The sequence below is a fragment of the Alistipes sp. genome (assembly GCF_020026455.1).
Lineage (GTDB): Bacteria > Bacteroidota > Bacteroidia > Bacteroidales > Rikenellaceae > Alistipes.
Map to the genome: position 1 here is coordinate 56540 of NZ_JAHHQJ010000006.1, position 25739 is coordinate 82278.

General features: G+C 58.2%; 18 protein-coding genes and 1 pseudogene. 14 read left to right on the forward strand and 5 right to left on the reverse strand.

The window, feature by feature from the left end:
• Nucleotides 1–14 precede the first annotated feature (14 nt).
• From QZ460_RS05005 to rfbB, 9 genes are all read left to right on the forward strand, one after another.
• A complete protein-coding gene (locus tag QZ460_RS05005; protein ID WP_290540487.1) occupies nucleotides 15–3065 on the forward strand; it encodes a SusC/RagA family TonB-linked outer membrane protein in 3051 nt (1016 codons plus the stop codon).
• 3 nt (nucleotides 3066–3068) lie between these two features.
• Complete coding sequence (locus tag QZ460_RS05010; protein WP_290540488.1) at nucleotides 3069–4496, forward strand: RagB/SusD family nutrient uptake outer membrane protein; 1428 nt, start codon at nucleotides 3069–3071, stop codon at nucleotides 4494–4496.
• Nucleotides 4497–4502: 6 nt separating this feature from the next.
• Entirely contained in the window at nucleotides 4503–5183 is a 681-nt protein-coding gene (locus tag QZ460_RS05015; protein ID WP_290540489.1) for a DUF4843 domain-containing protein, read from the forward strand.
• Between the two features lie 38 nt (nucleotides 5184–5221).
• The gene (locus QZ460_RS05020) at nucleotides 5222–6751 is read left to right on the forward strand and encodes a hypothetical protein (RefSeq protein WP_290540490.1); all 1530 of its coding nucleotides are present in this window, start codon (nucleotides 5222–5224) and stop codon (nucleotides 6749–6751) included.
• A 307-nt stretch (nucleotides 6752–7058) separates the two neighbouring features.
• Complete coding sequence (gene rfbA / locus QZ460_RS05025; protein WP_290540491.1) at nucleotides 7059–7943, forward strand: glucose-1-phosphate thymidylyltransferase RfbA; 885 nt, start codon at nucleotides 7059–7061, stop codon at nucleotides 7941–7943.
• Nucleotides 7940–8503 (forward strand): dTDP-4-dehydrorhamnose 3,5-epimerase, encoded by a 564-nt coding sequence (gene rfbC, locus QZ460_RS05030; RefSeq protein WP_290540492.1) that lies wholly within the window; start codon nucleotides 7940–7942, stop codon nucleotides 8501–8503. Before rfbA ends, rfbC begins: the two co-directional genes overlap by 4 nt.
• The gene (gene rfbD, locus QZ460_RS05035) at nucleotides 8500–9357 is read left to right on the forward strand and encodes a dTDP-4-dehydrorhamnose reductase (protein ID WP_290540493.1); all 858 of its coding nucleotides are present in this window, start codon (nucleotides 8500–8502) and stop codon (nucleotides 9355–9357) included. The genes rfbC and rfbD overlap by 4 nt, the downstream gene beginning before the upstream one ends.
• Nucleotides 9357–10211 carry a glycosyltransferase gene (locus QZ460_RS05040; protein WP_290540494.1) on the forward strand — a complete coding sequence of 285 codons (855 nt, stop codon included), beginning with the start codon at nucleotides 9357–9359 and terminating at the stop codon, nucleotides 10209–10211. Before rfbD ends, QZ460_RS05040 begins: the two co-directional genes overlap by 1 nt.
• Nucleotides 10208–11266 carry a dTDP-glucose 4,6-dehydratase gene (gene rfbB, locus QZ460_RS05045; RefSeq protein WP_290540495.1) on the forward strand — a complete coding sequence of 353 codons (1059 nt, stop codon included), beginning with the start codon at nucleotides 10208–10210 and terminating at the stop codon, nucleotides 11264–11266. The genes QZ460_RS05040 and rfbB overlap by 4 nt, the downstream gene beginning before the upstream one ends.
• Before the next feature lie 140 nt (nucleotides 11267–11406).
• Here the strand turns inward: rfbB and ybaK are convergent, their stop codons facing one another.
• Complete coding sequence (gene ybaK, locus QZ460_RS05050) at nucleotides 11407–11898, reverse strand: Cys-tRNA(Pro) deacylase (RefSeq protein ID WP_290540496.1); 492 nt, start codon at nucleotides 11896–11898, stop codon at nucleotides 11407–11409.
• An 83-nt stretch (nucleotides 11899–11981) separates the two neighbouring features.
• Between ybaK and QZ460_RS05055 the strand changes: the two genes are divergently transcribed.
• The 3 genes from QZ460_RS05055 (at nucleotide 11982) to QZ460_RS05065 (ending at nucleotide 15897) form a co-directional block, all read left to right on the forward strand.
• A complete protein-coding gene (locus QZ460_RS05055; RefSeq protein WP_290540497.1) occupies nucleotides 11982–14471 on the forward strand; it encodes a DUF5686 family protein in 2490 nt (829 codons plus the stop codon).
• Between the two features lie 63 nt (nucleotides 14472–14534).
• On the forward strand, nucleotides 14535–15194 hold the full coding sequence (locus QZ460_RS05060) for an HAD family phosphatase (RefSeq protein ID WP_290540498.1): 660 nt from the start codon (nucleotides 14535–14537) through the stop codon (nucleotides 15192–15194).
• A 337-nt stretch (nucleotides 15195–15531) separates the two neighbouring features.
• Nucleotides 15532–15897 (forward strand): DMT family protein, encoded by a 366-nt coding sequence (locus QZ460_RS05065; RefSeq protein ID WP_290540499.1) that lies wholly within the window; start codon nucleotides 15532–15534, stop codon nucleotides 15895–15897.
• Nucleotides 15898–16041: 144 nt separating this feature from the next.
• Here QZ460_RS05065 and QZ460_RS10210 read toward each other — a convergent pair.
• Nucleotides 16042–18431 (reverse strand): annotated as a pseudogene (locus QZ460_RS10210) (outer membrane beta-barrel family protein).
• A gap of 294 nt (nucleotides 18432–18725) precedes the next feature.
• On the opposite strand from QZ460_RS10210, the gene QZ460_RS05075 reads away from it, so the two are divergent.
• Complete coding sequence (locus tag QZ460_RS05075; RefSeq protein WP_290540560.1) at nucleotides 18726–19397, forward strand: MarC family protein; 672 nt, start codon at nucleotides 18726–18728, stop codon at nucleotides 19395–19397.
• 477 nt (nucleotides 19398–19874) lie between these two features.
• Nucleotides 19875–21146: a porin gene (locus tag QZ460_RS05080; protein WP_290540500.1), complete on the forward strand. Its 1272-nt coding sequence runs from the start codon at nucleotides 19875–19877 to the stop codon at nucleotides 21144–21146.
• A gap of 111 nt (nucleotides 21147–21257) precedes the next feature.
• Here the strand turns inward: QZ460_RS05080 and QZ460_RS05085 are convergent, their stop codons facing one another.
• From QZ460_RS05085 to guaA, 3 genes are all read right to left on the reverse strand, one after another.
• A complete protein-coding gene (locus QZ460_RS05085) occupies nucleotides 21258–21752 on the reverse strand; it encodes an exonuclease domain-containing protein (protein WP_290540501.1) in 495 nt (164 codons plus the stop codon).
• Between the two features lie 90 nt (nucleotides 21753–21842).
• Entirely contained in the window at nucleotides 21843–23375 is a 1533-nt protein-coding gene (locus QZ460_RS05090; RefSeq protein ID WP_290540502.1) for a carbon-nitrogen hydrolase family protein, read from the reverse strand.
• Between the two features lie 657 nt (nucleotides 23376–24032).
• A complete protein-coding gene (gene guaA, locus QZ460_RS05095) occupies nucleotides 24033–25559 on the reverse strand; it encodes a glutamine-hydrolyzing GMP synthase (protein WP_290540503.1) in 1527 nt (508 codons plus the stop codon).
• Nucleotides 25560–25739 lie beyond the last annotated feature (180 nt).

A 25739-nucleotide genomic window follows, 5' to 3' on the forward strand; every position in this document is an offset into this window, starting at 1 on the left:
AATTTTTCTCGCACATGCTACGTGCCAACATGGGGATGGAGGGATTATTGCGTAAAACAGGCTGCTTCCTGCTTGTTCTGTCGGTCATCCTGTCCGTCGTACAGACTACCGCCCAAACACCGGGAAAACAGTTCAAACTCGGCGGCCAGGTCCTCGACGAGTCGGACCATCCGGTCGCCGGAGCCAACATCGTCGCCTGCGACCGAAGCGGAACCCCTCATGGAACAATAGCCGATGCACAAGGAAACTTCACGTTTGACTGCCCCCAGGGAGCCACGGAATTTCAGGTCCGCATGTTGGGCTACCAGCCGTTTCGGCAGACGATCGACCGGGCGAAGAACCATTATGAAATAAGGTTGAAGCCCGCCGTGGAGCAGGTGTCCGATGTGGTTGTAACCGGCTATATCGACAAGAAGAAAGAGAGCTATACGGGATCAAGCCATACGGTCAGACGTCAGGAGATCGAGGAAATGGTCCACACGAACGTCTTGAACATCATCCAGCTGCGCACCCCGGGTTTCGGACTCTTCGACGACATCGCCAACGGCTCCGATCCCAACCACATCCCCGACATGGTCCTGCGGGGACGAAGCAGCTTTATCGAAGGCGACCAGACCAACGTCCCGCTGTTCATCCTCGACGGTACGGAGGTCGACATCGGATATGTTTTCGACATACCGGCCGATGACATCGAATCCATAACGGTTTTGAAAGACGCTGCCGCAACCTCGTTTTACGGCTCCAAAGCCGCCAACGGCGTAGTGGTGATCACGACGCGCCCCACGCAGTTCGGACGCCTGCAGGTCAATTACACGGGGAATTTCCAGGTCAGCGTTCCCGACCTGTCGGACTACCGTCTGCTCGATGCGGGCGAGAAACTCGAATACGAACGTCTGGCCGGTCTGTACGGCGACTTTTCGGGAAGTTCAAGCAGCGACGTCGACAAGCAGAAGACCTATTATGAACGGCTCGAAAGGGTCAACGCCGGAGTCAATACCGACTGGATGCGACAAGCCCTGCGAACCGGGCTGAACCACATTCACAGTCTGAACCTCTCGGGCGGAAGCCGGGATTTCCGATACAACGTATCGGGCAGCTACAACGCCACGACCGGAGTCATGGACAAATCCGACAAAACCACGGCGTCCCTGCGCATCAACCTGACCTACGGCAATCTGGAAAAGTTGTTTTTTCAGAACATCATGTCGGTGAGCCGCAACGCCTCGAACGATGTGCCTTACGGCAGCTTCTCGGACTATGCCAGACTGAATCCCTACGATGCACCCTATCTCGAAGACCGGTCGCTGAACAACAACCTGGCCTTCAACGCCGCCAACCCGCTCTACGAGAAGCGGCTGAACAGCTATATCCGAAATGCCTCGGGATATTTCATCGACACGTTCCGCATCCGCTGGAACATACGCCCCTCCCTGCGGGTGGAAACCTCGATCTCGTATGTCAGATCGACCACCGAGGGCGAAACCTTCCATTCGCCGCTATCCAAGCGATTCTACGATCGGGATGCGGCCAAACGGGGCAGTTTCAGCGTGGCCAACGGAACAAACAACACCCTGTCCGGCAATGCATTCATCGTATGGAACATTCCGTGCGGCGCGTCGGACGACGGACTGCTGTCCATGACCGCCGGGGTCAACATCGAATCGTCGCGGTCTGAAAGTCATTCGTTCGAGGCCCTGGGCGTCCTTTCCGACAAACTGGAACATCCGTCCATGGCAATCGGCTATGCGGAAAGCGGACGCCCCGGCGGAAGCGAGGAGCTTTCCCGGATGTTAGGCGGATTTTTCAGCGCCAATTACAGTTGGAAAAACCGCTACTTCATCGATGCTTCATTCCGATACGAAGGGTCCTCGAAATTCGGGGCCGACAACAAATTTGCCCCGTTCGGTGCGATCGGCATCGGATGGAACCTCCATCGCGAGCGTTTTTTCGAATCATCCCCCTTCTCGCTGTTCAAACTCAGAGCCAGCATCGGACTGGTGGGCAACGCGGGCTTCAATGCCTATCAGGCACAACTGGCCTATCGCTACGACGCCGGACTGCTCTACAACGGCAGCATAGGGGCCGTCCCCGTATCGATGGTGAATCCGAGGCTGAAGTGGGAGCGGAGCATCAAACGGAACATAGGTCTGGATATCGGCTTGTGGCAGGATCGCATCAACGGAAGCATCGACATCTATTACGACACGACCAACAATCTGGTCATGGCCATCGCAAAACCCGACCACATCGGATTCCCCAATGCCATGGAGAACCTCGGCAAGATCCGCAACAGCGGTATTGAAATCTCCGTGAGAGGCAATCTGTTCCGGAAAAAAGACGCGAGTCTGAATCTCTATGCCAACATGAGCCACAACCGGAACCGCATCGTGGCCATCAGCGATTATTTGAAAAACAAGAATAAGGAAAACGAGGCGAATGCCACTTCGTCGCTGCCCGCAGCCTTTTACGAAGAAGGCGAATCCATGACGGCACTGAAGGTCATGCGCTCGGCAGGAATCAATCCGGCCAACGGTCGGGAAGTCTTCATCACCCGCGAGGGCCGGCTGACCTACGAGTACGACTATCGGGACAAGCAGGTTGTCGGGGATACGGCTCCCAAAGTCCAGGGTGCGATAGGCCTCTCGTTCGATCTCTACGCCTTCAATCTCTCCGTAAGTCTGGGATACAGACTCGGCGCAACGGTATACAATCAGACCCTGGCCACCAAAGTCGAGGGAGCGGATCCGACGGCCAATGCGGACCGGAGGGTTTTTCACGACCGATGGAAGGCCCCCGGAGACCGCGCCCGCTACAAAAACATAGCCAACCGGGAGACGACTCCCCCAACCGACCGCTTCATTGCGACCGAATATGCTCTCGAAGGCTCTTCAATGAAGTTGTCGTATCTCCTCCCGAAGCATTTTTGCCGCCGAATCGGCCTGCGGCAAATACGCATCGCCGCCTCCGTAGGCGATCTCTTCAACCTGTCAACGGTCAGGCGGGAACGGGGTCTCGACTATCCGTTTGCCCGGGTATTTCAAATGTCTCTCACCGTGAATATCTGAGTTATGAAGCACTTTTGCCTTGGTTACGCCTGCTGGAAGGGTTGGATGATCGGATGCGTCTGGATGTTATCGGGATGCGGATTTCTCGACATCGAAACTCCGGGAATCGTCAACAACGACAAGATGTTCGAAAACGAGCAGGGATTCATCGACGCCATGAACGGCGTATACGCATCGTTGGCCGACGGAAGTCTCTACGGGAAACAGCTATCATTCGGATTCGTGGATCAGATCGCGCAACTGTACTACAACGATTACGAAACGAGCGAGACGACGCTGACCCGCACCTACGACCTGAAATACAGGGACGAAGACGTGCGGGCGCAGATCGACGCCATATGGTCCAAGGCCTACAACACGATCGCAGCCGCAAACAGCATCCTGGACAACATGCCGGGACGGAACTTTCCGAACCTGCCCCGCATGAAGGGCGAAGCGCTGGCCATACGGGCTTTCGTCCATTTCGATCTGCTGCGACTCTTCGCCCCCGGGTTTGAACGAAAAGAGGAGGCGGCCATCCCCTATGTCAAACACTTTTCGATCACTCCGGTAGCCCGAAGCACCGTTTTTGAGACATACCGAGAGATCGTCGCCGATCTCACGGAAGCGCATGCGCTGTTGCGCGAGGCTGCGCCCATGAGCGGCCGTACTCCCCGCGAACTCTACATCACGAGCCATGCGACGGCGGCCTTGCTGGCCCGGGTTTACAATTGGGCCGGAGATCATGCGGCCGCTGCACGCTACGCCCGCGAAGCGTTATCCGGCGACTTCTCGCTGGTGAGGGAGGAGCAGGTCAAAAATCTGTTCATGGGCTACACGGCCCAAACCGAGTGTCTGTGGGGATTGCATGCCCCCAGAGCCTATCTGGATGTCCGCACCTGTTTGTGTCCGCCCCGGCTGACCGGAAAATTCGGCATGGTGCGCAATAATTACCAGTCCATCTTCCGGGTGGGATCGTTTACCGCAACCCATAACGACTACCGCTACCAGGCGTATTTCACCCGCACGAAATGGGAGCGCTCGGTGGTTCTGCTGACCAAGCTCTACGACAAGCATTACGATGACGAACAGGCCATCCCGGCCGGACGCACCCCCGGCATCAATCTGATACGGATTCCCGAGCTCTACTATATTTTAGCCGAATCGACATACGGTCAGGATCCGGCCCGGGCTCTGGATTTCCTGAACGAGGTGGTGACCGCACGGGGTCTGCATCCGCTGCATCCGACGGATATCGCCACCCCGAACGCATTCCGCGAAATCCTGATCAACGAGATCGTCAAGGAGTACTGGGGCGAGGGACAAATATTTTTCACATACAAACGCTTCGGGTTGCCCCTGGACGGAGTCAACGGCAACGATCATCCGGCTACGGATGCAACCTATGTTTTACCCCTGCCCGAAAGCGAACAAGCCGACGGAATCAATTGATCGATCATGAAAACAACCCTGCGCATACTCCTCGCCCTGCTTACCGCGGCATCGGCCTTTTCGTGCAATCGGTCCGAGAGTTTCACCTACACCGACACGGCAAGAATCAACTTCACGTCCGATTCCCTCTATTTCTCATTCGGCGCAGAGCCCTTCTCGATAACCGACACGACCTTGCGGATCGGGGTTGAGATCATCGGAACGCCCGTCGGCTACGACCGCGAATTCCGGATCGGGATCGATGCCTCGCGGACAACCGCCCAGGCCGGGATACATTATGACCCGCTGCCGTCCGATCCGGTATTGCCGGCAGGGGCTTCGGCCATGTCGCTTCCGATTCGGATCCACCGCCTCCGTCTGGAAGACGACAAGGTCCATACGCTCTCGATATACATGGAGGAATGCGCCAACTTCAAGCTCGGAGTATCGGAATACACAAGCCTCAGGGTTTGTTTCACCAATCGCCTCGACTGCCCCAACTGGTGGAACGAACTGTCCCGATGGATCGGGGAGTACGACATACGCAAATACCAAAAATTCATCGAGTTGTACGGCAGGCCCGTTTCGGACCAGGACATCCGGGAAAACAAATTCGCCATCCTCCGGGTTTTCAAGGAGGTACGGGAGTATTTCGCCCGTCACCCCGAATATGGCGTCCTTTTTCCCGACACGGAATGGCCCGTATGAGCATGGACTTCAGAAACGCATTATAAAAATCTAAACCCATGAGAAAAAATTATCTATTATTGCTGCTCGGAGCCTTCATCAGCCTGGGCCTGACAGCCTGCAGCAAAGACTCGGACGAAAAGCACGTTCCCACACAGGTCGAAGCCGTAACGGGACTCGAGACCTCCTATTCCCGGGGATTGCACGAATACCTGCAGATAAAGCCGGAGGTGCGGCTTTCTTCAGAAACAGCGTCGGATGTGACCTACGAATGGAACATCGGCTATAAAACCGTGAGCACGGAGAAGGAGCTTTCGTTCAAGTGCGATGAGCTGGGCGAATTCAACGGCTATTTCAAGGCCAGCAGCCCGACCGGTGCCAAAATCGTCGACTTCACATTGCGGGTTTCGTCCCCCTACGACCGCGGCCTGTTGCTTCTGAGCGAAACGACCCGGGGAGCGATGCTCTCATTCAAACGGCTCGATATCATGGAGACACCCGTCAGCCCCCATGCCTTCAAGGATAACAATCCCACCCTCGCCCTGGGTCAGAATGCGCTTGCATTGTGTTGGAAAGGCGAAGGTATCACACAGCCGACCGCGGCATCGGTCGAAAACGGAGATTTTGATGTGGTGATCAGTTCGTCCAATCCGACCAAAGTCTATACGCTCAACACGAACGACATGAAAGTCAAGACCGAGATCACATACGACGGAAACGGGGAGTTTCATCCCAACAGGATCCACTGCCCGCTGGGTGTGCAGGAGGCTCTGTGGCAGGGCGAACTCTATTTTACGGGTGCCGGCCAAGAGTATATCATGTCATCCGAAAAGACGTTTGTACGGCCCGGGGAGTACGAAAAGTTGCCCGACGGAGCCCGAATCGCGGATTATACCTGCTCGATGATCACCGAATACGACGATCGGGTGCGTGTCTATTTCGATTTGGAAAAGAAAAAACTGCTCTATGTCCCGATCGTGCTGGGCTCGGCCGTGCTGGAGAGCGAAACGACATGCAACGGAGACGCAATCGGCTTATTCGCATGCGACGGCCTGTATTACAACGGACGCTATGACCCGGGACATGTCATGGCCATTACGGCCAACGGGAATCAGGTCACGGTATATCGTTTTTCCGCTCCGGCCGATCTTATGGGGGTCGAGGAAGAGACTCTCGGCACGATCGATGCTTCGGGGCACATATTGCCGACCTCGGCTTTGGGCGTGAACCCCATCAAACCCATTCTCTACTATTCCAGGGGAAATGCCATCTACCGGCTCAACTACGACGGCCAAAATTTCGACACGGCACCCTACATTGCCATCGAAGGGAATTATGAGATCAAACAGATCGTCTTCAATCGGTATGATGTCAACACGCTCTATGTGGCCGCAGAGAATGCCGATGAACCCGGCGAGATGAAAGCGTCGCTCTTCATTTACGACATTTCGGACAATTCGTCGGCCCGCCTGCTTTTCGAAGACCACCGCGTCGGAGGTTCCGTCAGGCAGTTGCTCTACAAGGGAAATGGCAAGGAATACGAATCGGTCATGAAGGAAAAGTCACTTTTGCACAAATTCATCCAATAACCCGAAACGGGACGGATTTTTATCCGTCCCGTTTTTTTATCGACGGATGCCATGCCTTGCGGCCGGAATCCCACACTCCGCATCGAAGAGAGACAGATCCGCGAAAATCCGGAGTCCCTAAAGCCGGCTTGCGTCAGCGGGGATCACACGGCCGATCGGTTGAATCGGCCCCGGAAAAGATAAAGGCTCTTTGCAAAAAAACAGGCCCGACGATCGGATTTTCGCAAAAAAGCAGTACCTTCGATCAAAATTATCCGCCCGAAGGCCCGCAGAAAAGGCCCGCAGGCGGCATCAACGACGCAAGACAATGAAAGGTATCGTACTGGCCGGAGGCTCGGGCACACGCCTGTATCCCATCACGAAAGGCGTGAGCAAGCAGTTGCTGCCCATTTATGACAAGCCCATGATCTATTATCCGATTTCGGCGTTGATGCTGGCCGGCATCCGCGAGATACTCGTGATCTCGACACCGGCCGACCTCCCGGGATTCCGGCGGCTGCTGGGCGACGGCTCGGACTTCGGCATAAGCATCGAGTATGCCGAGCAACCCTCGCCCGACGGACTGGCCCAGGCGTTTCTGATCGGCGAGGAGTTCATCGGCAGCGATTCGGTCTGCCTAGTGCTGGGCGACAACATCTTCCACGGGGCGGGTTTCACGGGCATGCTCCGGGAGGCCGTGCGCAACGCCGAGGAGGCGGACAAGGCGACGATCTTCGGCTACCGGGTCGAGAACCCCGAGCGGTACGGTGTCGCTGCGTTCGACGAGGCGGGCAACTGTCTCTCGATCGAGGAGAAACCCGCCGTTCCCAAGTCGAACTACGCCGTGGTGGGGCTGTACTTCTACCCCAATAAGGTCGTGGAGGTCGCCAAAACGATCAGACCTTCGGCACGCGGCGAGTTGGAGATCACCTCGGTGAACCAGGCCTTTCTCGCCGACGGAGCTCTGAAAGTGCAGCTCCTCCAGCGGGGATTCGCATGGCTCGACACGGGCACGCACGACTCGCTGGCCGAAGCCTCGATCTTCGTGGAGGTGATCGAGAAGCGGCAGGGGCTGAAGATCGCCTGTCTCGAAGGCATCGCCTTCCGCAACGGCTGGATCACGGAGGAGAAGTTGCGCGCACTGGCCGGGCCGATGCTCAAGAACCAATACGGGCAGTATCTGTTGAAGGTAATCGAAGAATCGAAACGATGAAAGCGATCAAAACGGAGATCCCCGGCGTGGTACTCCTCGAACCGGAGGTGTTCGGCGATGCAAGGGGCTATTTTATGGAGCGCTTCTCGCAGCGGCGCTTCGACGAACTGGTCGGCCCCGTGCGCTTCGTGCAGGACAACGAGTCGAAATCGCACTACGGAGTGGTCCGGGGCCTGCATTTCCAGAAGGGGGAACATGCCCAGGCGAAGCTGGTGAGCGTGGTCCGGGGGCGGGTGCTCGATGTGGCGGTGGACATCCGCCGCGGATCGCCGACCTTCGGGCGGCACGTCGCCGCACTGCTCGACGAGGAGAACAAGCGCCAGCTGTTCATCCCCCGCGGATTTGCCCACGGATTCGCCGTATTGAGCACCGAGGCCGTCTTCCAGTACAAATGCGACAACTACTATGCCCCCGGCAGCGAGGGCGGCATCGCGTGGAACGACCCCACACTTGCGATCGACTGGCAGCTTCCGTCCGGCGAAATTCTCCTCTCGGAGAAGGACCGCCGGCACCCGCAGCTGGCCGACGCACAGGAACTTTTCGAATACGACAGACCATGAACATACTCGTAACGGGCGCCAACGGCCAATTGGGCCGTGAAATGCAGCGGCTGAGTGCCGTATCGCCCAACAACTACACCTTTACCGACGTGGCGGAACTCGACGTCACCGATGCCGGAGCCGTCCGGCAGGCCGTGGCGCAGCTCCGCGCCGAAGTGATCGTAAACTGTGCGGCCTACACCAACGTGGAGCGCGCCGAGGAGGACGAGCAGGCGGCCGACCTTCTGAACCGCGGGGCGGCGGAGAACCTCGCCCGGGCCGCCGCAGCCAACGGCGCAACGCTGATCCACGTATCGACGGACTACGTCTTCGACGGCACGGCCCATCGCCCCTACACCGAAGAGGCCCCGACAGCTCCGCTGAACGCCTACGGACGCACGAAACTCGCCGGAGAGCGGGCCGTCGCGGAGTCGGGATGCAAATACCTGATCTTCCGCACGGCGTGGCTCTATTCCGAATACGGAAGCAACTTCCTGAAAACGATGCTCCGGCTGACAGCCGAAAAGGAGCACCTGAGTGTGGTTTTCGACCAGACGGGAACGCCGACCTATGCCGGGGACCTGGCCATGACGATCTTCTCGATCGTCGAAGGGGGCTATTTCGCCGGGAACGAGGGTCTCTACCACTTCACGAACGAGGGAGTGGCCTCGTGGTACGACTTCGCCGCGGAGATTGCCGCAGCCGTCGGGCACGACAAATGCCGCATCCGCCCCTGCCGCACGTCGGAATTCCCGACCAAGGCCGCCCGTCCGGCCTACTCGGTGCTGGACAAAAGCAAAATCAGGGAGACATTCGGACTGGAAATCCCCCACTGGCGGGAGTCGATGCTCTACTGTCTGAAAAACATGCTGTGATGAAGAACAACACCCCAATCCCCAAGACCATCCATTGGTGCTGGCTGAGCGGCGAGGACGTTCCGCCGTTTTTACAGGAGTGTATGGCAAGCTGGAAGCGCCGCATGCCGGAATACACGCTCAAATGCTGGACACACGAGAATTTCGACATCCATGCCGTCAAATGGGTCGAAGAGGCCGTCGCCGAACGCAAATGGGCCTTCGCGGCCGACTACATCCGCCTCTATGCCCTCTACACCGAGGGCGGCATCTACCTCGATTCGGACGTGGAGGTACTCCGATCGTTCGACAGCCTGCTGGGCTACGACTTTTTCACCGGAAGCGAATACAATCCCAGCGAATACAAATATGCGGATGTTCCGGTCGATGCGCAGGGCGTTCCCGTCGACCGCGACGCCTTCGTCCCGGGATACGGACTCCAGGCAGCCATCATGGGCGCGGCAAAAGGCTCCGGGTTCATCCGCGAATGCATGGACTTCTACGAGGGGCACCATTTCCGCGAGGAGGACGGCACGTTGCACACCGAGCTGACCATGCCGCTGGTCATCGCCAAGGTCGCCGAACGCCACGGATTCCGCTATCTGGACAAGGAGCAGGTGCTCGACGGGGGGGGGATCTACATCGGCGGCAACAGCCTGCTGCCAAGCAGCATCTGTCTGCTCCGATTCCGGACCAGGGCCTTCCACCACTGTGCCGGGAGCTGGCTCGACCCGAAATACCGTCTCAAACGGGAATTGATCGGCTGCCGACGCATTCCCCTGATCCTGAAATACACCGCCAAAATGTACTGGTGGCGCCGACGGAAAAAACGCATGGCACGAAAACGACTGAATCAACAAAAAGCCCCGAGATGAAACGCAATATCCTGATCACCGGCGGCGCCGGATTCATCGGCTCGCACGTCGTGCGGCTCTTCGTCGCGAAGTACCCCGACTACCGGATCGTCAACCTCGACCGCCTGACCTACGCCGGCAATCTCGCAAACCTGCGGGACATCGAAAAGCAGCCGAACTACACGTTCGTCAAAGGCGACATCTGCGACTACGACGCCATGCGTAGCCTCTTTGCGGAGTACGACATAGACGGGGTCATCCACCTCGCGGCCGAAAGCCATGTCGACCGCTCGATCCGCGATCCGTTCACCTTCGCGCGAACCAACGTGATGGGGACGCTGACACTACTGCAGGCCGCGCGGGAGCATTGGGACGGAGCCTGGGAGGGCCGACGCTTCCACCACATCTCGACCGACGAAGTCTACGGGGCCCTGCCCTTCGACGACACGCTCTTCACCGAGCAGACCCGCTACGCCCCCCACTCGCCCTACTCGGCATCGAAAGCCTCGTCGGACCACTTCGTACGGGCGTTCCACGACACGTATGGCTTCCCGACCGTGGTGACGAACTGTTCGAACAACTACGGGCCCTATCAGTTTCCGGAGAAACTCATACCGCTGTTTATAAACAACATACGCCATAAAAAGCCGCTACCGGTCTACGGCCGGGGTGAAAACGTCCGCGACTGGCTCTATGTCGAGGATCATGCCCGGGCCATCGACCTCGTCTTCCACAAGGGGCGCGACGGCGAGACCTACAACATCGGCGGCTTCAACGAGTGGCGGAACATCGATCTGATCCGGGTGATCATCCGGACGGTGGACCGCCTGCTGGGGCGGCCCGAAGGGGCTTCGGAGAGGCTGATCACCTATGTCACCGACCGGGCCGGACACGACCTGCGCTACGCCATCGACTCGCGCAAGCTCAAGGAGGAACTGGGCTGGGAGCCTTCGCTGCAGTTCGAGGAGGGCATCGAAAAGACCGTGCGGTGGTACCTTGCCAACCAGGAGTGGATGGACGACATCACCTCGGGAGAATACGAGCGCTATTATCGGGAAATGTACGCCGGAAGGTAGCCGGCAGCAGAAGGCGCCGCGCAGCATGGTCGGCCGCAGACAGGACCCGGAGCCAAGGCGGCGAGCCGGGCAACAGGGCCGGCCGGGATTGCCGACCCGCCAAGCCCAAGAAGCATGATCCGATTAGGCGGATGCCCCGATTATTCTTTGCGGCTGATCGGGACGAATGTCGCCCGGACGCAGGCCGCCAGATCCGAAGGGGCAATCCGGAGCTGCAGCCCCCGCACCCCCGCACTGATATAGATAAAAGGCAGATCGGCGGCCGAAGTATGGATGTAGGTCGGAAAGGCCTTTTTCATGCCGATCGGCGAACAGCCCCCGCGGATGTAGCCCGTCACGGGCAGCAGTTCCTTCATCGGAATCAGATCGACCTTCTTGTTGGCGGAGATCTTCGCGGCGGCCTTCAGGTCCACTTCGTGGTCGCCGGGCACGACGCAGACGAAATAGCCCGTGCGGTCGCCCTTCAGAACGAGGGTCTTGAAAACGGTCGCGATGTCCTCGCCCAGCTGTTCGGCGACGTGCGTGGCGGCAAGGTGCTCTTCATCCACGCGGTATGGAACCAGTTGGTAGGCGATCTTCGCGCGGTCGAGCAGCCGCGCGGCATTCGTCTTTTCGACTTTTACGTGTGCCATATTGTTCTCTTCGTCTTCTTATCTGCCGCAAAGGTAGTTTAAATTACACGAATACATTCATTTTTTGCTAAATTTGTCTGATCATGCTGCAACGGACACTCATATTGCTCGCCGGACTTCTCTGGGCCGCAGGCGCTTCGGCGCAGACTACGCGTGTTCGTGGACGGGTGACCGATGCCGCGGACGGAAAGCCCCTGCAATTCGTCAGCATCGTATTCCCCGGAACCACCACCGGAATCACCACCGACGAGCAGGGAATCTACGCCCTCGAAACCCGCGACACCGTCAGCCGCGTGCAGGCCTCGATAGTCGGCTACGCCACACGGACCCTGCCGCTGACAAGGGGAGCCTTCAACCACGTGGATTTCGTCCTCGAAGCCGTGGAGTTCGGCATCGGGCAGGTGGTCATCACCCCCGGAGAAAACCCCGCCTACCCCATTCTCGACGGTGTGATCCGCAACAAGCCGCGGAACGACCCCGACCGCTACGACACCTACAGCTGCCGCACCTACACCAAGATGGAGCTGGACCTCACGAACATCAAACCGCAGTTCCGGAGCCGCCGCCTCCAGCGCAACTTCGGCTTCGTCTTCGACTATGTCGACACCTCGGCGCTCACGGGCCAGGCCTACCTCCCGGCGATGATCTCCGAATCCACGGCCGACCTCTACCACAGCAGCCGTCCGGCCTTCAAGCGCGAGGTGATCCGCGCCAGCCGCATCTCGGGGGTCGAGAACAGTTTCGGCGTGGCCCAGTTCACGGGAGGCATGCATGGCGACGTGAATTTCTACGACAACTTCATCGACATCTTCAACGTGCGCTTCGCCAGCCCGCTTGCCGACGGAGGGCGCGCGTTCTACAACTATTTTCTGGTCGACAGCATGATGACCGACGGGCGCAAGGTCTACAAAATCCGCTTCCATCCCAAGCGCCTCACCACCCCGGTGCTCGACGGAGAGATCAACATCGACTCGGCGTCCTACGCCCTCCAGTCGGCCTCGGCGCGCATGCCCAAGGGTGTGAACGTCAACTGGATCAAGCACCTGATGCTCGACAACGAGAACCGACCGTCGGACAAGGGCCGCTGGTTTCGCGACCGCGACCGCGTGTCGGCGGAATTCTCCATCTCGGCGGCCGATTCGTCGAAACTCGTCTCGTTCATCGGCACACGCGAGGTGGCTTACAGCGACGTGCGCATCGACGAGCCGATTCCCGACGAGGTGCTGCACATGGACAACAACGTCGTGGTGCGCGACGAGCAACCCGAACACAGCCGGGAGGAGTTCTGGGAGCAGGTGCGCCCCTACAATCTGAGCGAAAAGGAGAAAGGCATCTACGCGATGGTCGACTCGGTGCAGCACGTGCCGCTCTACCGCAACATCTACACCTTCATCAACACGCTGATCGTCGGCTACTGGAACACGAAATACATCGGCATCGGCCCCTACTACAAACTGGCCAGTTTCAACAAACTGGAGGGATTCCGCATGCAGCTGGGCGGGCGCACGACGACCAACGTGAGCCGCAAGGTGCGCATCGGGGCCTACGTGGCCTACGGCACGCGGGACGAGGACGTGAAGGGCGGCGGCAGTGTCGAAGTGGCCTTCAACCCCCACCTCACACGCAAACTGACCCTCACGGCACGGCACGACGTGATGCAGCTCGGATCCGGACAGAATGCGCTGACCGAGAGCAACATCCTCTCGTCGCTATTCTCGCGCGGCGACCAGCGGCTCTCGATGGTCAACCGCGGCGAAGCGGTCTACGAACACGAGTGGTGCCACGGCGTGAGTACCTTCGCCGGGGTGCGCATGCAGCGCATCTTCGCCAACCGCTACGTGCCGATGCTGCGGCCCGACGGCACGCCCGTCAACTCGGTTTCCGACGCCGCGGTGCACGTTGGCCTGCGGCTCTCGAAAAACGAAACGATCTACCGCATGCCCTTCGACAAGCAGTCGATGGGGTCGGTCTACCCCATCCTGACGCTCGAAGTCTCGGCCGGAATTCCCGATGCACTGCACGGCAGCTGCGAGTACTACCGCCTTGAAGGGAGCCTCAGCTACCGCCCGGAACTGCCGCCGATCGGGTATTCGGACATCACGGTGCAGGGCGGACGCATCTTTGGCAAGGTCCCCTACCAGCTGCTCAAGCTCCACGAGGGCAACGGAACCTATTTCTACGACCCCTACGCCTTCTCGTGCATGAATTTCTACGAGTTCGCCTCCGACGCATGGGTATCGTGGTTCTGGGAGCACCATTTCAACGGCGTGCTGCTGGGCCGCCTGCCGCTGATCAAGAAGCTGAAATGGCGCGAGGTGCTGGTCTGCAAGGGCGTATGGGGAACGCTCTCGCGCGAAAACAACGGAGCCGCGGCCGAAACACAGGCCGACCTCCGCTTCCCCGCGGGCATGACCTCGGTGTCGGATCCTTATGTCGAGGCGGGGTTCGGTGTGGAGAACATCTTCAAGCTCTTCCGCGTGGACTGCATCTGGCGGCTCACGCACCGCGCACCCAAACCCGGGCAGGACATTCAGAACTTTGCCGTCAACGTGAGCCTGCGGCTCAAATTCTGAGGGATCCAAGCCCTGCGTGTCGGGGATTTTGCCTATCTTTGGGACCGGAAAACGAAACCGACGATGAAGAAAGCAGTTATATTCGACATGGACGGCACGCTGGTCGCCAACACCCCGGTACACATCCGGGCCTTCGAAATCTTTTGCACGCGCCACGGCGTCACCGACTGGAAAGAGAAACTCGCCAACGGGTTCGGCATGGGCAACGACGACATCATGCGGCTGGTGATGCCCGAGGAGGTGATCCGCGAAAAGGGCCTCGCAGCCCTGGCCGACGAAAAGGAGGCCATCTACCGCGAAATATACGCCCCGGAGATCCGCCAGGTGGCAGGACTGACGGAACTGCTCGAACGGCTCCGCGCAGCAGGGATTCCGTGTGCCGTAGGTTCGTCGGGGTGCAAGGCCAATGTCGATTTCGTGCTCGACAGCTGTGCGCTCCGGCCTTATTTCGGGGCGGCAATCTCGGGCGACATGGTCTCGCACTGCAAACCCGACCCGGAGATCTACCTCAAGGCGGCGGCCGCACTGGGCGTTTCGCCCGCCGAGTGTGTGATCTTCGAGGATGCACGGGCGGGATTCGAAGCGGCGAAGCGGGCCGGTGCAGGCCGTATCGTGGCCCTTACGACCACCCTGCCGCGCGAAGAACTGGAACGCGAGCCGCTGGTCGACCGGATCATCGACTCATTTGCCGACATCACCGATACAGACATCCTGCTGGCCTGAACCGGCCGGGCGACGGTGGGAACAGGCCGCGCATCGGCCACGCCCAAACCTGCCGACAGCCACAAACCCGCATTTTCAGGCCCCTCAACACGGCGGCTCCTGCCCCAAAATGCAGCCCCCGAATCGCGGAATACCGCAGGGGCGGTCGCAGAAATGGCACGCGGCGATTGGCACGCGGCATGTATCGACACAGCGCACAGTGCGGCGCGGCCCGCTGTGCGTTGCATTGACGGCCGACGCCCGACAAAATCACCGATCGCCACAGTGTATTTTACCGCCGGGAGGAGATCCTATCGAATAATTTGCTACTTTTGCGCCGTTTAAAAATCTGTATCCTATGTTTCGGGGTTTTGCCACCGTTCTGCTGCTCGTCGTCTCCAACGCCTTCATGACGCTGGCCTGGTACGGACACATCGCATTCAAATCGCGGCTCGAACGCTTCGGGCTGGCGGCTATCGTCCTGTTGAGCTGGGGCATCGCGCTGTTCGAATACTGCTTCCAGGTCCCCGCCAACCGCATCGGAAGTGCCGAATTCGGAGGTCCGTTCTCGATCTGGGAACTGAAGGTGATCCAGGAGGTCGTATCGCTCTCGGTCTTCACCCTCTTCGCACTGGTCTTCATGAAATCCGACACCCTGCGCTGGAACCACCTCGCGGGATTCCTCTGCCTGATTTTAGCCGTCTATTTCATCTTCCGCAAATAGGGCCGACATTCGGCGCCGCATCGCCAATCAGCGGCTCCGCCCCATCGGGATGGCTGCCGCCGATGTACGGAATCCCGGATGGCCTTTGTGGCCGGCGCCGCGCCACGATGCGGCAGATCTCGCCGGCAATCAGGCCCCGCCGAGTTACAACCGATCTATTTCGTCAAAGTTGCCGGTATGTGAATGATCTTTTTGCCTGCCAAATCGGTAGGTGATATTCATCTTGACCTGCCGCGACTCGCTTTTACCCCAGTTCCACAACCGAAAGCCGCTGAACGACCTGTAATTATCCCATCTGCTGGTCCAGAAAATATCACTCATGGCAAGATTGACGGTCCACGTTTTGTTTGCAAAACTCTTGCTGAAACCGATATCGACATATCCCGAAGGATCCATCCGCTCATTCGAGGCTCCGAGACGCCGGGTTGCATACGAACCGTTCAACTCCATCTGCACGTGCCAGGGTAATCTGAGCGTGTTCCGTATGGCGAATATCCCGGCAAACCCATCGAGATTGAATGTTCGGTATCGGTCAAACGCGATGTCGTTTTTTACATAATAGCCCGTCAGGTTCAGATTCATCTCCCACCAGCGTGCAATATGAATCCCCTGATACAGGGTAAGCGAAGCCCGTTGCTGCTTCCCGATGTTTCTGGGGTCATAATCACCTTATTGACCGCAAGCGTATCCGTAATCTGGGCCTTGTAATCCTTCAAAAAGGAATAGGTGGCCGTGATTGCAGTCCGCTTGCAGGAGTAGGTCAAAGCCGCCTGGCGGGCTTTCTGAGGGGTCAGAAACGGATTTCCTTTCCAGTAGGACAATTCATCGAGCAGGTACTCGAACGGATTAAGGTCCTGATAGGCCGGACGGTCTATGCGACTTGCATAGCTTAGGGTCAGTGCATGGTTGTCGTTTATCGAATAGTTCAGATGGAATGTCGGGAACAGATCGAAATAGTCCCTTTTGTTGGCTTCATCGCCGCCGTCGATCGAACGCAGCAGACCGTCGGAAAAAGTATATTCGCCACGCAGGCCGGCTTCCAGGCTTATCTTGTCGCCCAGCGAATGAGTATACAAAACATATCCCGCCAGAATCCGCTCCCGGTAGTCGAAGTCGTTCGACTGGGATTTGTCCATTGTTTCCTGACCGTTTTTCACATCATAGAACCGATATCCGTTATCAGCATTGACCGACGAGAACTTCAGTCCCGATTTCAATTCGCCGTTCCACAAAGGATGCTTCTGATCGTATGACACGGCGTAGATATGTATATCCCTGCTGTTTACCGATTTATAGAGCTTGTCCTGCAAGACGGAACCGTCGGGCGACACCTGTTTATTAGGCTGCCGGTTACCCGACCCTCCGTCAAACCACGCATAGTTCAGGTCCAACGTGTAGCTGACCCCTTCCCTGGGAGTTGCCATGTAGTAAAGGGTTCCGCCATATCTGTTTCCCTTCTGCATATAATAGTCATTGCCCGCATAGAGCATCTGCTCCAGCTGCCGGGTGTCCGCATCCCTGATCTCGGTCAGCGTGTTGGTCTGCCCGGGGCCGAACAGCGTATTCGCATCGACTCTCGCACCGATCAGATGTTTGTCATTCAAGCGGTACTCCATACTCAGATTCCCCGATATGGTCTTACGCTTGTCCGTGTCCCGTGTGGGACTGTAATAATCCTTCCCCTCCTGAATACGATGCATGCCATAGTCCATGTTGTAATATCCGAAGGCATGGTTGTAGTTTCCCGACAGGCTGAACCGGCTTTTCGTATAGCTGAAAGACAGCTCCGTGTTCTCCCTCAGATTTTCCCAATACGAGACTCCGTTGTTCAGAGAAAAGAAGAAACCTTCGGCTTTCCGTCTATCCAGGTTGATGTTTATGATACCTCCCGACCCCTCGGCGGCGTATTGTGCCGATGGGTTGTGCATCACCTCGACAGACGAAACGGAAGACGACGGGATCGCTTTCAGAAGTGTCATCAGTTCATCCTTCTGCATGTATGTCTGCTTGCCGTTCAGGATTACCTGCACACTGTTCTTGCCGCCGATACTGATGTTGTTCTCCCCGTCCACAAATATGCCCGGAGTTTTCTTCAGGACTTCAAGAGCCGTACTTCCGGCCAGGATACTGCTGTTTTTGGGGGTAAATATCATCTTTCCGTTCTCGATCTTCACGGACGGAGTTTGTTTTTCTCCGATCACGACGACGTCCTTCAATAAAAAATCTTCAGGAGCCAATTTGACCGTAGTCAATACCGTATCCGATGAGATGATAAATGGCGGACTCACATATTGCCTGTATCCCAAACAACCGACAAGAAGCTGCACCTCCCCTTCCGCTCTTAAATTGTATTGCCCCTTCGTCGTTGTAATACCTTGTTGCAACGGCATTCCATTTTGGGGATGCATCAAGGCAACGACCGCCGACCCTATTGGCTCACCGATCGAATCGGTAACCAAACCGCTAACTTTGAATTGCGCATGTGAGACAACCGCCTGCAACAGCAACGCAAAAAACAGCAATATTCTTTTCATTGAACTTCAAAATTGTAGTACTCATCGAAACAGGGCCCCAAAATCGAATGGACAACTCCCCAAAATCAATCGTAAAGATACACAAACCTTTTGAAAAGACCTTTATGGATCCCATGAAATTATTCACGGCAAGACCGAATCGCATCGGATTTCGCCGCGGAGAATGCAGCATTTCGCGCGATCCGAAACCCCGACCTCTTCCGCCCTCGGACCACGGCGTTCCGTTGGGAAACGAACGCTTTGGAACAGTTCTTGCGGCATGCAAGCCTGCAATACAAAGTTCCGAACCTCAAGATGTTCAAGGAAGGATTTCTGTTCACGTTCATATCCGCCTTCATGGCTCTGTTCCCGGTGGCCAATCCCGTGGGATCCGGATTTCTGGTCAACGGACTGCTGTCGGGATTGAGCGACGAGGACCGCCGGTCGATCATCCGCAGGATCGTCACCGACTACCTGCTCGTCGGGCTGGGAAGTCTGGCCGTGGGCCATTTTGTGCTGTCGCTCTTCGGCCTCTCGCTCCCGATCATCCAGCTGGGCGGAGGGGTACTGATCTGCCGCACGGCCCTGCAATGGCTTGGCGATTCGGACTCCTCGGTAGGACGGACCCAGGGCAAGGACATCAACCCCATCCACAAATCGGCCATCGAGTCGCAGATCTTCTACCCGATCACCTTCCCCATCAGCATCGGCCCGGGCAGCGTCTCGGTAATACTGACGCTGATGGCATCGGTCAGCATGAAGAACGGCTGGGCACGGGGCCTGCTCTCCTACGCAACCATCGCGCTGGTCATCGTCCTGATGTGCCTGATCCTTTACCTGTTCCTGTCGCAGGGCGAACGGATCATCCGAAAAATCGGCAACAGCGGCAGCATCGTCATCAACAAGATGGTGGCCTTCTTCACCTTCTGCGTCGGTGTCCAGATCATCGTGACGGGCATCGCCAAGCTGTTCCACTTGCATATCTGACCCCAAACCCGTCCCGACCAACCGCACCATCCCGCCCTGGTGTCTCCGGCAACGGCGGGGCATCAGGCGGCGCTGCTGTCGCCCGCCGATGCGCAGGGAGAGGTGGGGATGCAAAGGGCTGCGCGATCGGATGCCGGGGAGCACGGGGATCGAACACCAAGGGGTGCAGGGGCGAATGCGGAGAGGTACACAACCGGACGCGGTGAAGTTCGCGATCGAATGCCGGGAAGGATGGGGGTCGAACACCAAGGGGTGCAGGGGCGAATGCGGAGAGGTACACAACCGGACGCGGTGAAGTTCGCGATCGAATGCCGGGAAGGATGGGGGTCGAACACGGATAAAAGTCCCCTGCCGCAGTCCTATTTCAAATTCCTTTCAGATTTTCAGCTCAATTTTGCATCGCGGTTTCCCGGGCTCTGCATATTTTTTGTACTTTTGTCCGACATGCAACCGAAAGAGGTTTAACAGAAAGAGACGATGAAAAAATTTCCGATCCTGCTCCTGCTGACCGTCTGCTGGTCACTGGCCGCGGCACAAGAGAAGCCGCAGGCTCCTGCGGCACAGAAACGCAGCTTCCTCTCCGCGATCATCATGCCCGATTCGACCGGCGAACTGTTGGCACAGCTGCGCAACATGCCCAATATCGAAGTCGGCAGGGGCATCACCTTCCGGCCCAAAAACAACTGGTTCGAACTAACGATGCGCTTCCGCATGCAGAACCTCCTGTCGCTGTCGTTCGACGACGACTTCACGCTCACCAAGACCGAAGCCCGGGTCAAACGGTTGCGGTTGCGTTTCGACGGTTACATCTATTCGCCCAAACTGGTCTACTCGATCCAACTGGGATTCACCTCCTACGACACGGAGCCGCTGCCCGACGGCGACATGAACATCGTGCGCGACGCCATTGTTTACTACGTGCCCAACGCCACCTGGAACATCGGCTTCGGACAGACCAAGATCAAGGCCAACCGTGCGCGGATCAATTCGTCGGGCGCCCTGCAGTTCATCGACCGGAGCATCGTCAACAGCGAGTTCAACCTCGACCGCGACTTCGGACTCTTCGGCGAATACAACATGCACCACGGCGAGGGCTTCAACCTCTCGGCCAAGGGCTCCATCACGCTGGGCAAAGGCCGCAACTGGGGCAGTTCGCCGAACGGAGGACTGGCCTATACGGGGCGTCTGGAGCTCTACCCGCTGGGGCGCTTCAAGTCGAAGGGCGATGTCATCGAGGGCAACTACGAGTTTGAGGAGCGGGTGAAGATTCTGCTCGCCGGAGCCTACTCCTACAACCACAAGGCCTCGCGGCTGAGGGGGCAGCGGGGCGCCGTGATGCCCGGCGACGCCACACGCGACCTGGGCTCCTATTTCGTCGATTTCATCCTCGAATACCGGGGCTTCGCCTTCTACACCGACTTCATGGGCCGTTCGTGCAGCGACCCGCTGTTCAGCCCCGAAACCGGAGCCTTCGTCTACAACGGACAGGGTCTCAACGTGCAGACCAGCTACCTGTTCAACAAAAAATGGGAAATCGCCCTACGCAACTCGACGCTGTTCCCGGACAGCGAAGTGCAGCCGTTGGCCGGATACCGCAACTGGAACCAGACGACGCTGGGCATCACGCGCTACATCATAGGCCACAGCCTCAAAGTGCAGGCCGACATGTCGTACAATACCCGGAGCAGGTCCGTAGACCCCCACTACAACCGCTGGGAGATCCGCTTCCAAGTGGAACTGGGTCTTTGACCGGGGAGGGGAAGCCGTCCCGCGACAAGTCACCGAAAAATTCACCCCTGCCGAGGACTTCCGGCAAGGGTGAATTCGTAAAAAACTGTCTTGGCGGGCGGCACCCGCAGATCACAGGATTTTCAGGGCAATCCGCGCGCACGCCTCGGCGTCGGCCAGTGCGTGGTGGTGGTTTTCGAGGTCGAAACCGCAGGCCGCGGAGACGGTGTGCAGCTGATGGTTGGGCAGGCGGCTGCCGAACGTGCGGCGCGAGGCACGACAGGTGCAGTGGAAGGTATAACCGGGCCAGGGCATGCCGTAGAGCTCGAAGACTGCCCGCAGACAGCCTTCGTCGAAGGGCGAGTTGTGGGCCACGAGCGGCAGCCCCTCGATGCGGGGTTCGATTTCGCGCCAGACCGACACAAAATCGGGGGCATCGGCCGTATCTTCGTAGCGCAGGCCGTGGATGGCCGTCGTGAAATGGGTGTAAAAATTGGGCCGGGGACGGATCAGACGATACAACGTATCGACCACCTCGCCGTTGCGCACGACGACGACACCCACCGAGCAGACGCTCGAGCGTTTCCCGTTGGCCGTTTCGAAATCTATGGCTGCAAAATCATTCATCGTATTCGGTATATGCGAGGTGCAAATATACGCATTTTCGCGCACTGATCCGGCATGCGCCCCACTCCTGCAGGCCCGTCAGTGTGTCCTTTATTTCTTCATCCGCACCTCGTACAGGTCGCTGCGGCGATCCTTGAGGTTGCGCACGCTGCCGTAGGTATGCAGTTCGTTCAACAGGTTCAGGTTGATGTCCGAGATAAGGATCATCTCCGTATTGGGCGTTGCCTCCGCACGCCGTCCGTCCGTCGGAAAGGCGAAGTCGCAGGGTGTGAAGACTCCGGAGCGGGCATACTGGATGTCCATGTTGTGCACCTTGGGCAGGTTGCCCACACTGCCGGCGATCACGACAAAGCATTCGTTCTCGATGGCCCGGGCATGGGCGCAGACCTGCACGCGCGAATAGGCATTCTGCGTATCCGTGAGGAAGGGCACGAAGAGAATCTGCATCCCCTCGGAGGCCATAATGCGCGAAAGCTCCGGGAACTCCACGTCGTAGCAGATCAGTACGCCGATCTTCGCACAGTCCGTCTCGAATGTGCGGATCGTCTTGCCGCCGCTCAATCCCCAGCACTTCATCTCGTCGGGCGTAACGTGCAGTTTTTCATACATTTCGTAGGTTCCGTCGCGGCGGCAGAGGAATCCCACGTTGTAGAGCTGCCCGTCGGCTTTGATCTGGGGCATGCTGCCCGTGATGATGTTGATGTTGAACTTGATGGCCAAGGCGATAAACCGCTCCCGGATTTCATCCGTATATTGGGCCAATCCGCGAATGGCCTCCGATTCGCTGACATCGTTGAACCGCGCCATCAGCGGGGCGTTGAAGTATTCGGGGAACAGGACGAAATCGCTCTGATAGCCGCTTACGGAATCGACGAAGAACTCCACCTGCTCGAACAGGTCGTCAAGGGTCTTGTAGCTGCGCATCTGCCACTGTACGATGCCTATGCGCACCGTGGTTTTAGGCAGGACATACTCCTCGGTCGGAGCCTGGTAATAGATGTTGTCCCACTGGAGCAGGCAGGCGTAATGGCGCGACTCCTCGTCGTTGGGCAGATAGTTGCGCATCACCTTACGGACATGAAAATCGTTCGAAAGCTGGAACAACAGCACCGGATCGACAATTTCGCGCTGGCGCACCTTGTCTATATACTCCTTGGGGCGCATCTGTTCGGCATACTTGTGGTAGTTGGGCAGACGGCCCCCGAACATGATGGCTTTCAGGTTGAGTTTTTCGCACAGCTCCTTGCGGTATTCGTACATGCGCCGCGCCAGGCGCAGCCCCCGGTAGTCGGGATGGATGAAGACCTCGATCCCGTAGAGGATGTTCCCCGTGCGGGTGTGGGTGTCGAAGGTTTCGTTCCCCGTAACCTGGGCATAGGTGTGGTCGTTCTTCACGTCATCGTAATTCACGATGATCGAAAGTGCACAGCCCACGATCTTGCTGTCCACAACGACGACGATCTGCCCCTCCGGGAAGATGCGGATCAGTTTGTCGATTTGCTCCGGCGTCCAAAAAACGTCGCTTCCATCGGCATAGACACGGGTAAACGAGTTGGCCAACTGGTCGTAATCTTCACGCTGCAGGTTGCGGATCTCTACTTTGTTAATTTCCAACGATTCCATAATTTCGTTTTTGAACCTACAAATGTAGGAAAATAAAGCCTGCAAAGGAACAACGATCGGCTCTTTTTCTCCGACACCGGAGCGTCACCGCACACACCTTACGGCCGGCAATCCGACTTCGGCGGGGCATCCGTCCCGAAAAATTTCACCCCGAAAACTCGCAACCGAAACCTTCAGCCCCGAAAAACCCGTCCCCGAAAGACTTTAGCTCCAAACCCTTCGCCGTCGGGCGCCCTCCGGCGGGCAGCGGAGGTCTTCCTGCAAACGGCAGCGGTATTTCGGCGAGCGACGAGGAGTTTCCAGCGGGCAGGCGCTTTCAGGATTTTCGGCAAGCGACGACGAGCTTCCGGCGGGACGGCTCTTTCAGGATTTCGGGCAAACGACGACGAGCTTACGGCGGACGGCAATCGGAACAGGCGCAATGCCCGCCGCGGACTGCCATGCGGAGCGAGGCGTCCGGAGAGGCAAAAACAACCGTGACAACAGTCTGAAGACCGCCGTCCCGGTTGCAATCCGTATTTCACGTCAACCGCTCCGTTTCCATGCGTTCCGAGAAACGCAGCGCACGAAGGGTCATCGGCCCCGCATCCTGCCGCAGGCATCGGACCTGACAGAAGGTCTCCTGCGGATGCGGCCCGTTCCCGGGGCGGGAATCCCCTACTCCCACTCGATGGTTGCGGGCGGTTTGGAGGAGATGTCGTAGACTACGCGGTTGACCCCCTTGACCTTGTTGATGATGTCGTTCGACACGTTGGCCAGGAACTCGTAGGGCAGATGGACCCAATCGGCCGTCATGCCGTCCGTAGAGGTCACGGCACGCAGGGCCACGCAGCTCTCGTAAGTGCGTTCGTCGCCCATCACTCCCACGCTCTTCACCGGCAGCAGGATCGCTCCCGCCTGCCACACCTGATCGTACAGTCCGGCTGCGCGCAGCGAGTCGATATAGATTTTGTCGACATTCTGGAGGATTTCGACCTTCTCGGGCGTGATGTCGCCCAGAATGCGGATCGCGAGGCCCGGTCCCGGGAAGGGATGACGGCCGATCAACTGCTCGGAAATACCCATCGAACGGCCCACGCGGCGCACCTCGTCCTTGAACAGCAGGCGCAGCGGCTCGACGATCCGGAGATTCATCTTCTCGGGGAGCCCTCCGACGTTGTGGTGCGATTTGATCGTGGCCGAAGGGCCGTTGACCGAACACGACTCGATCACATCCGGATAGATCGTACCCTGTGCCAGCCACTTGACGTCCTTGATCTGAATGGCCTCCTCGTTGAACACCTCCACGAAGTCGCGGCCGATGATCTTGCGCTTCCGCTCGGGGTCCGTAACACCCGCCAGGTCGCCCAGGAACTTGGCCGAGGCATTCACGCCCTTGACATTCAGCCCCATGTGCTTATAGGATTCCAGCACCTCCTCGAACTCGTTCTTGCGCAGCAGGCCCGAGTCGACGAAGACGCAGTAGAGGTTCCGGCCGATGGCCTTGTGCAGCAGCACGGCCGCCACCGACGAGTCCACACCGCCCGAAAGCGCCAGCACGACCTTGTCGTCGCCCAGCTTCTCGCGCAGCTCGCGCACGGTAGCCTCCACGAAACTCTCCGAGGTCCACGACTGACTGCAGCCGCAAATGTCCACGACGAAGTTTTTGAGCAGCTGCGTGCCGTCGGTCGAATGGTAGACTTCAGGGTGGAACTGGATGCCCCACGTCTGTTCGCCACCCACGTGGAAAGCGGCGACACGCACATCCTCGGTGCTGGCGATCAGCTCATAGTTGTCGGGCACGCGCGTAATGGTGTCGCCGTGCGACATCCACACCTGCGTGCGGGCCGGAAGGCCGCGCATCAGTGCGTCCGACGCATTACCCACGGTGAGCATCGCACGGCCATATTCGCGGCTGGGTGCCGGCTGCACCTCGCCACCGAAGGCCGAGGCCAGGAACTGTGCGCCGTAGCAGACGCCCAGCAGCGGCAGTTTGCCCTTGAAGGCCGAAAGGTCGGGAGTCGGGGCCTGTGCATCCCGCACGGAGAAGGGACTGCCCGAAAGGATCACACCCCGAACCGATGCGTCTATGGCCGGGATCTTGTTGAAGGGGTGGATTTCGCAATAGACATTCAGTTCGCGGACGCGGCGTGCGATCAGCTGCGTATATTGCGATCCGAAGTCGAGAATCAGGATTTTTTCCATCTATCTTGGTTTTACTTTTTCTTGTGCAACATGCGAAAAGCGGCGTAGCGGGCCACGGCCGCCGTAAGCGGGTGCAGCAGGGCGAAAGCAGCCGGCTGTCCGACGAAAGGCAGGTCGACAGCCCCTCCCCACGGAGACAGGCACCGCAAGCCTTTCGCAGCGGATCCGTCCATTCCGCCC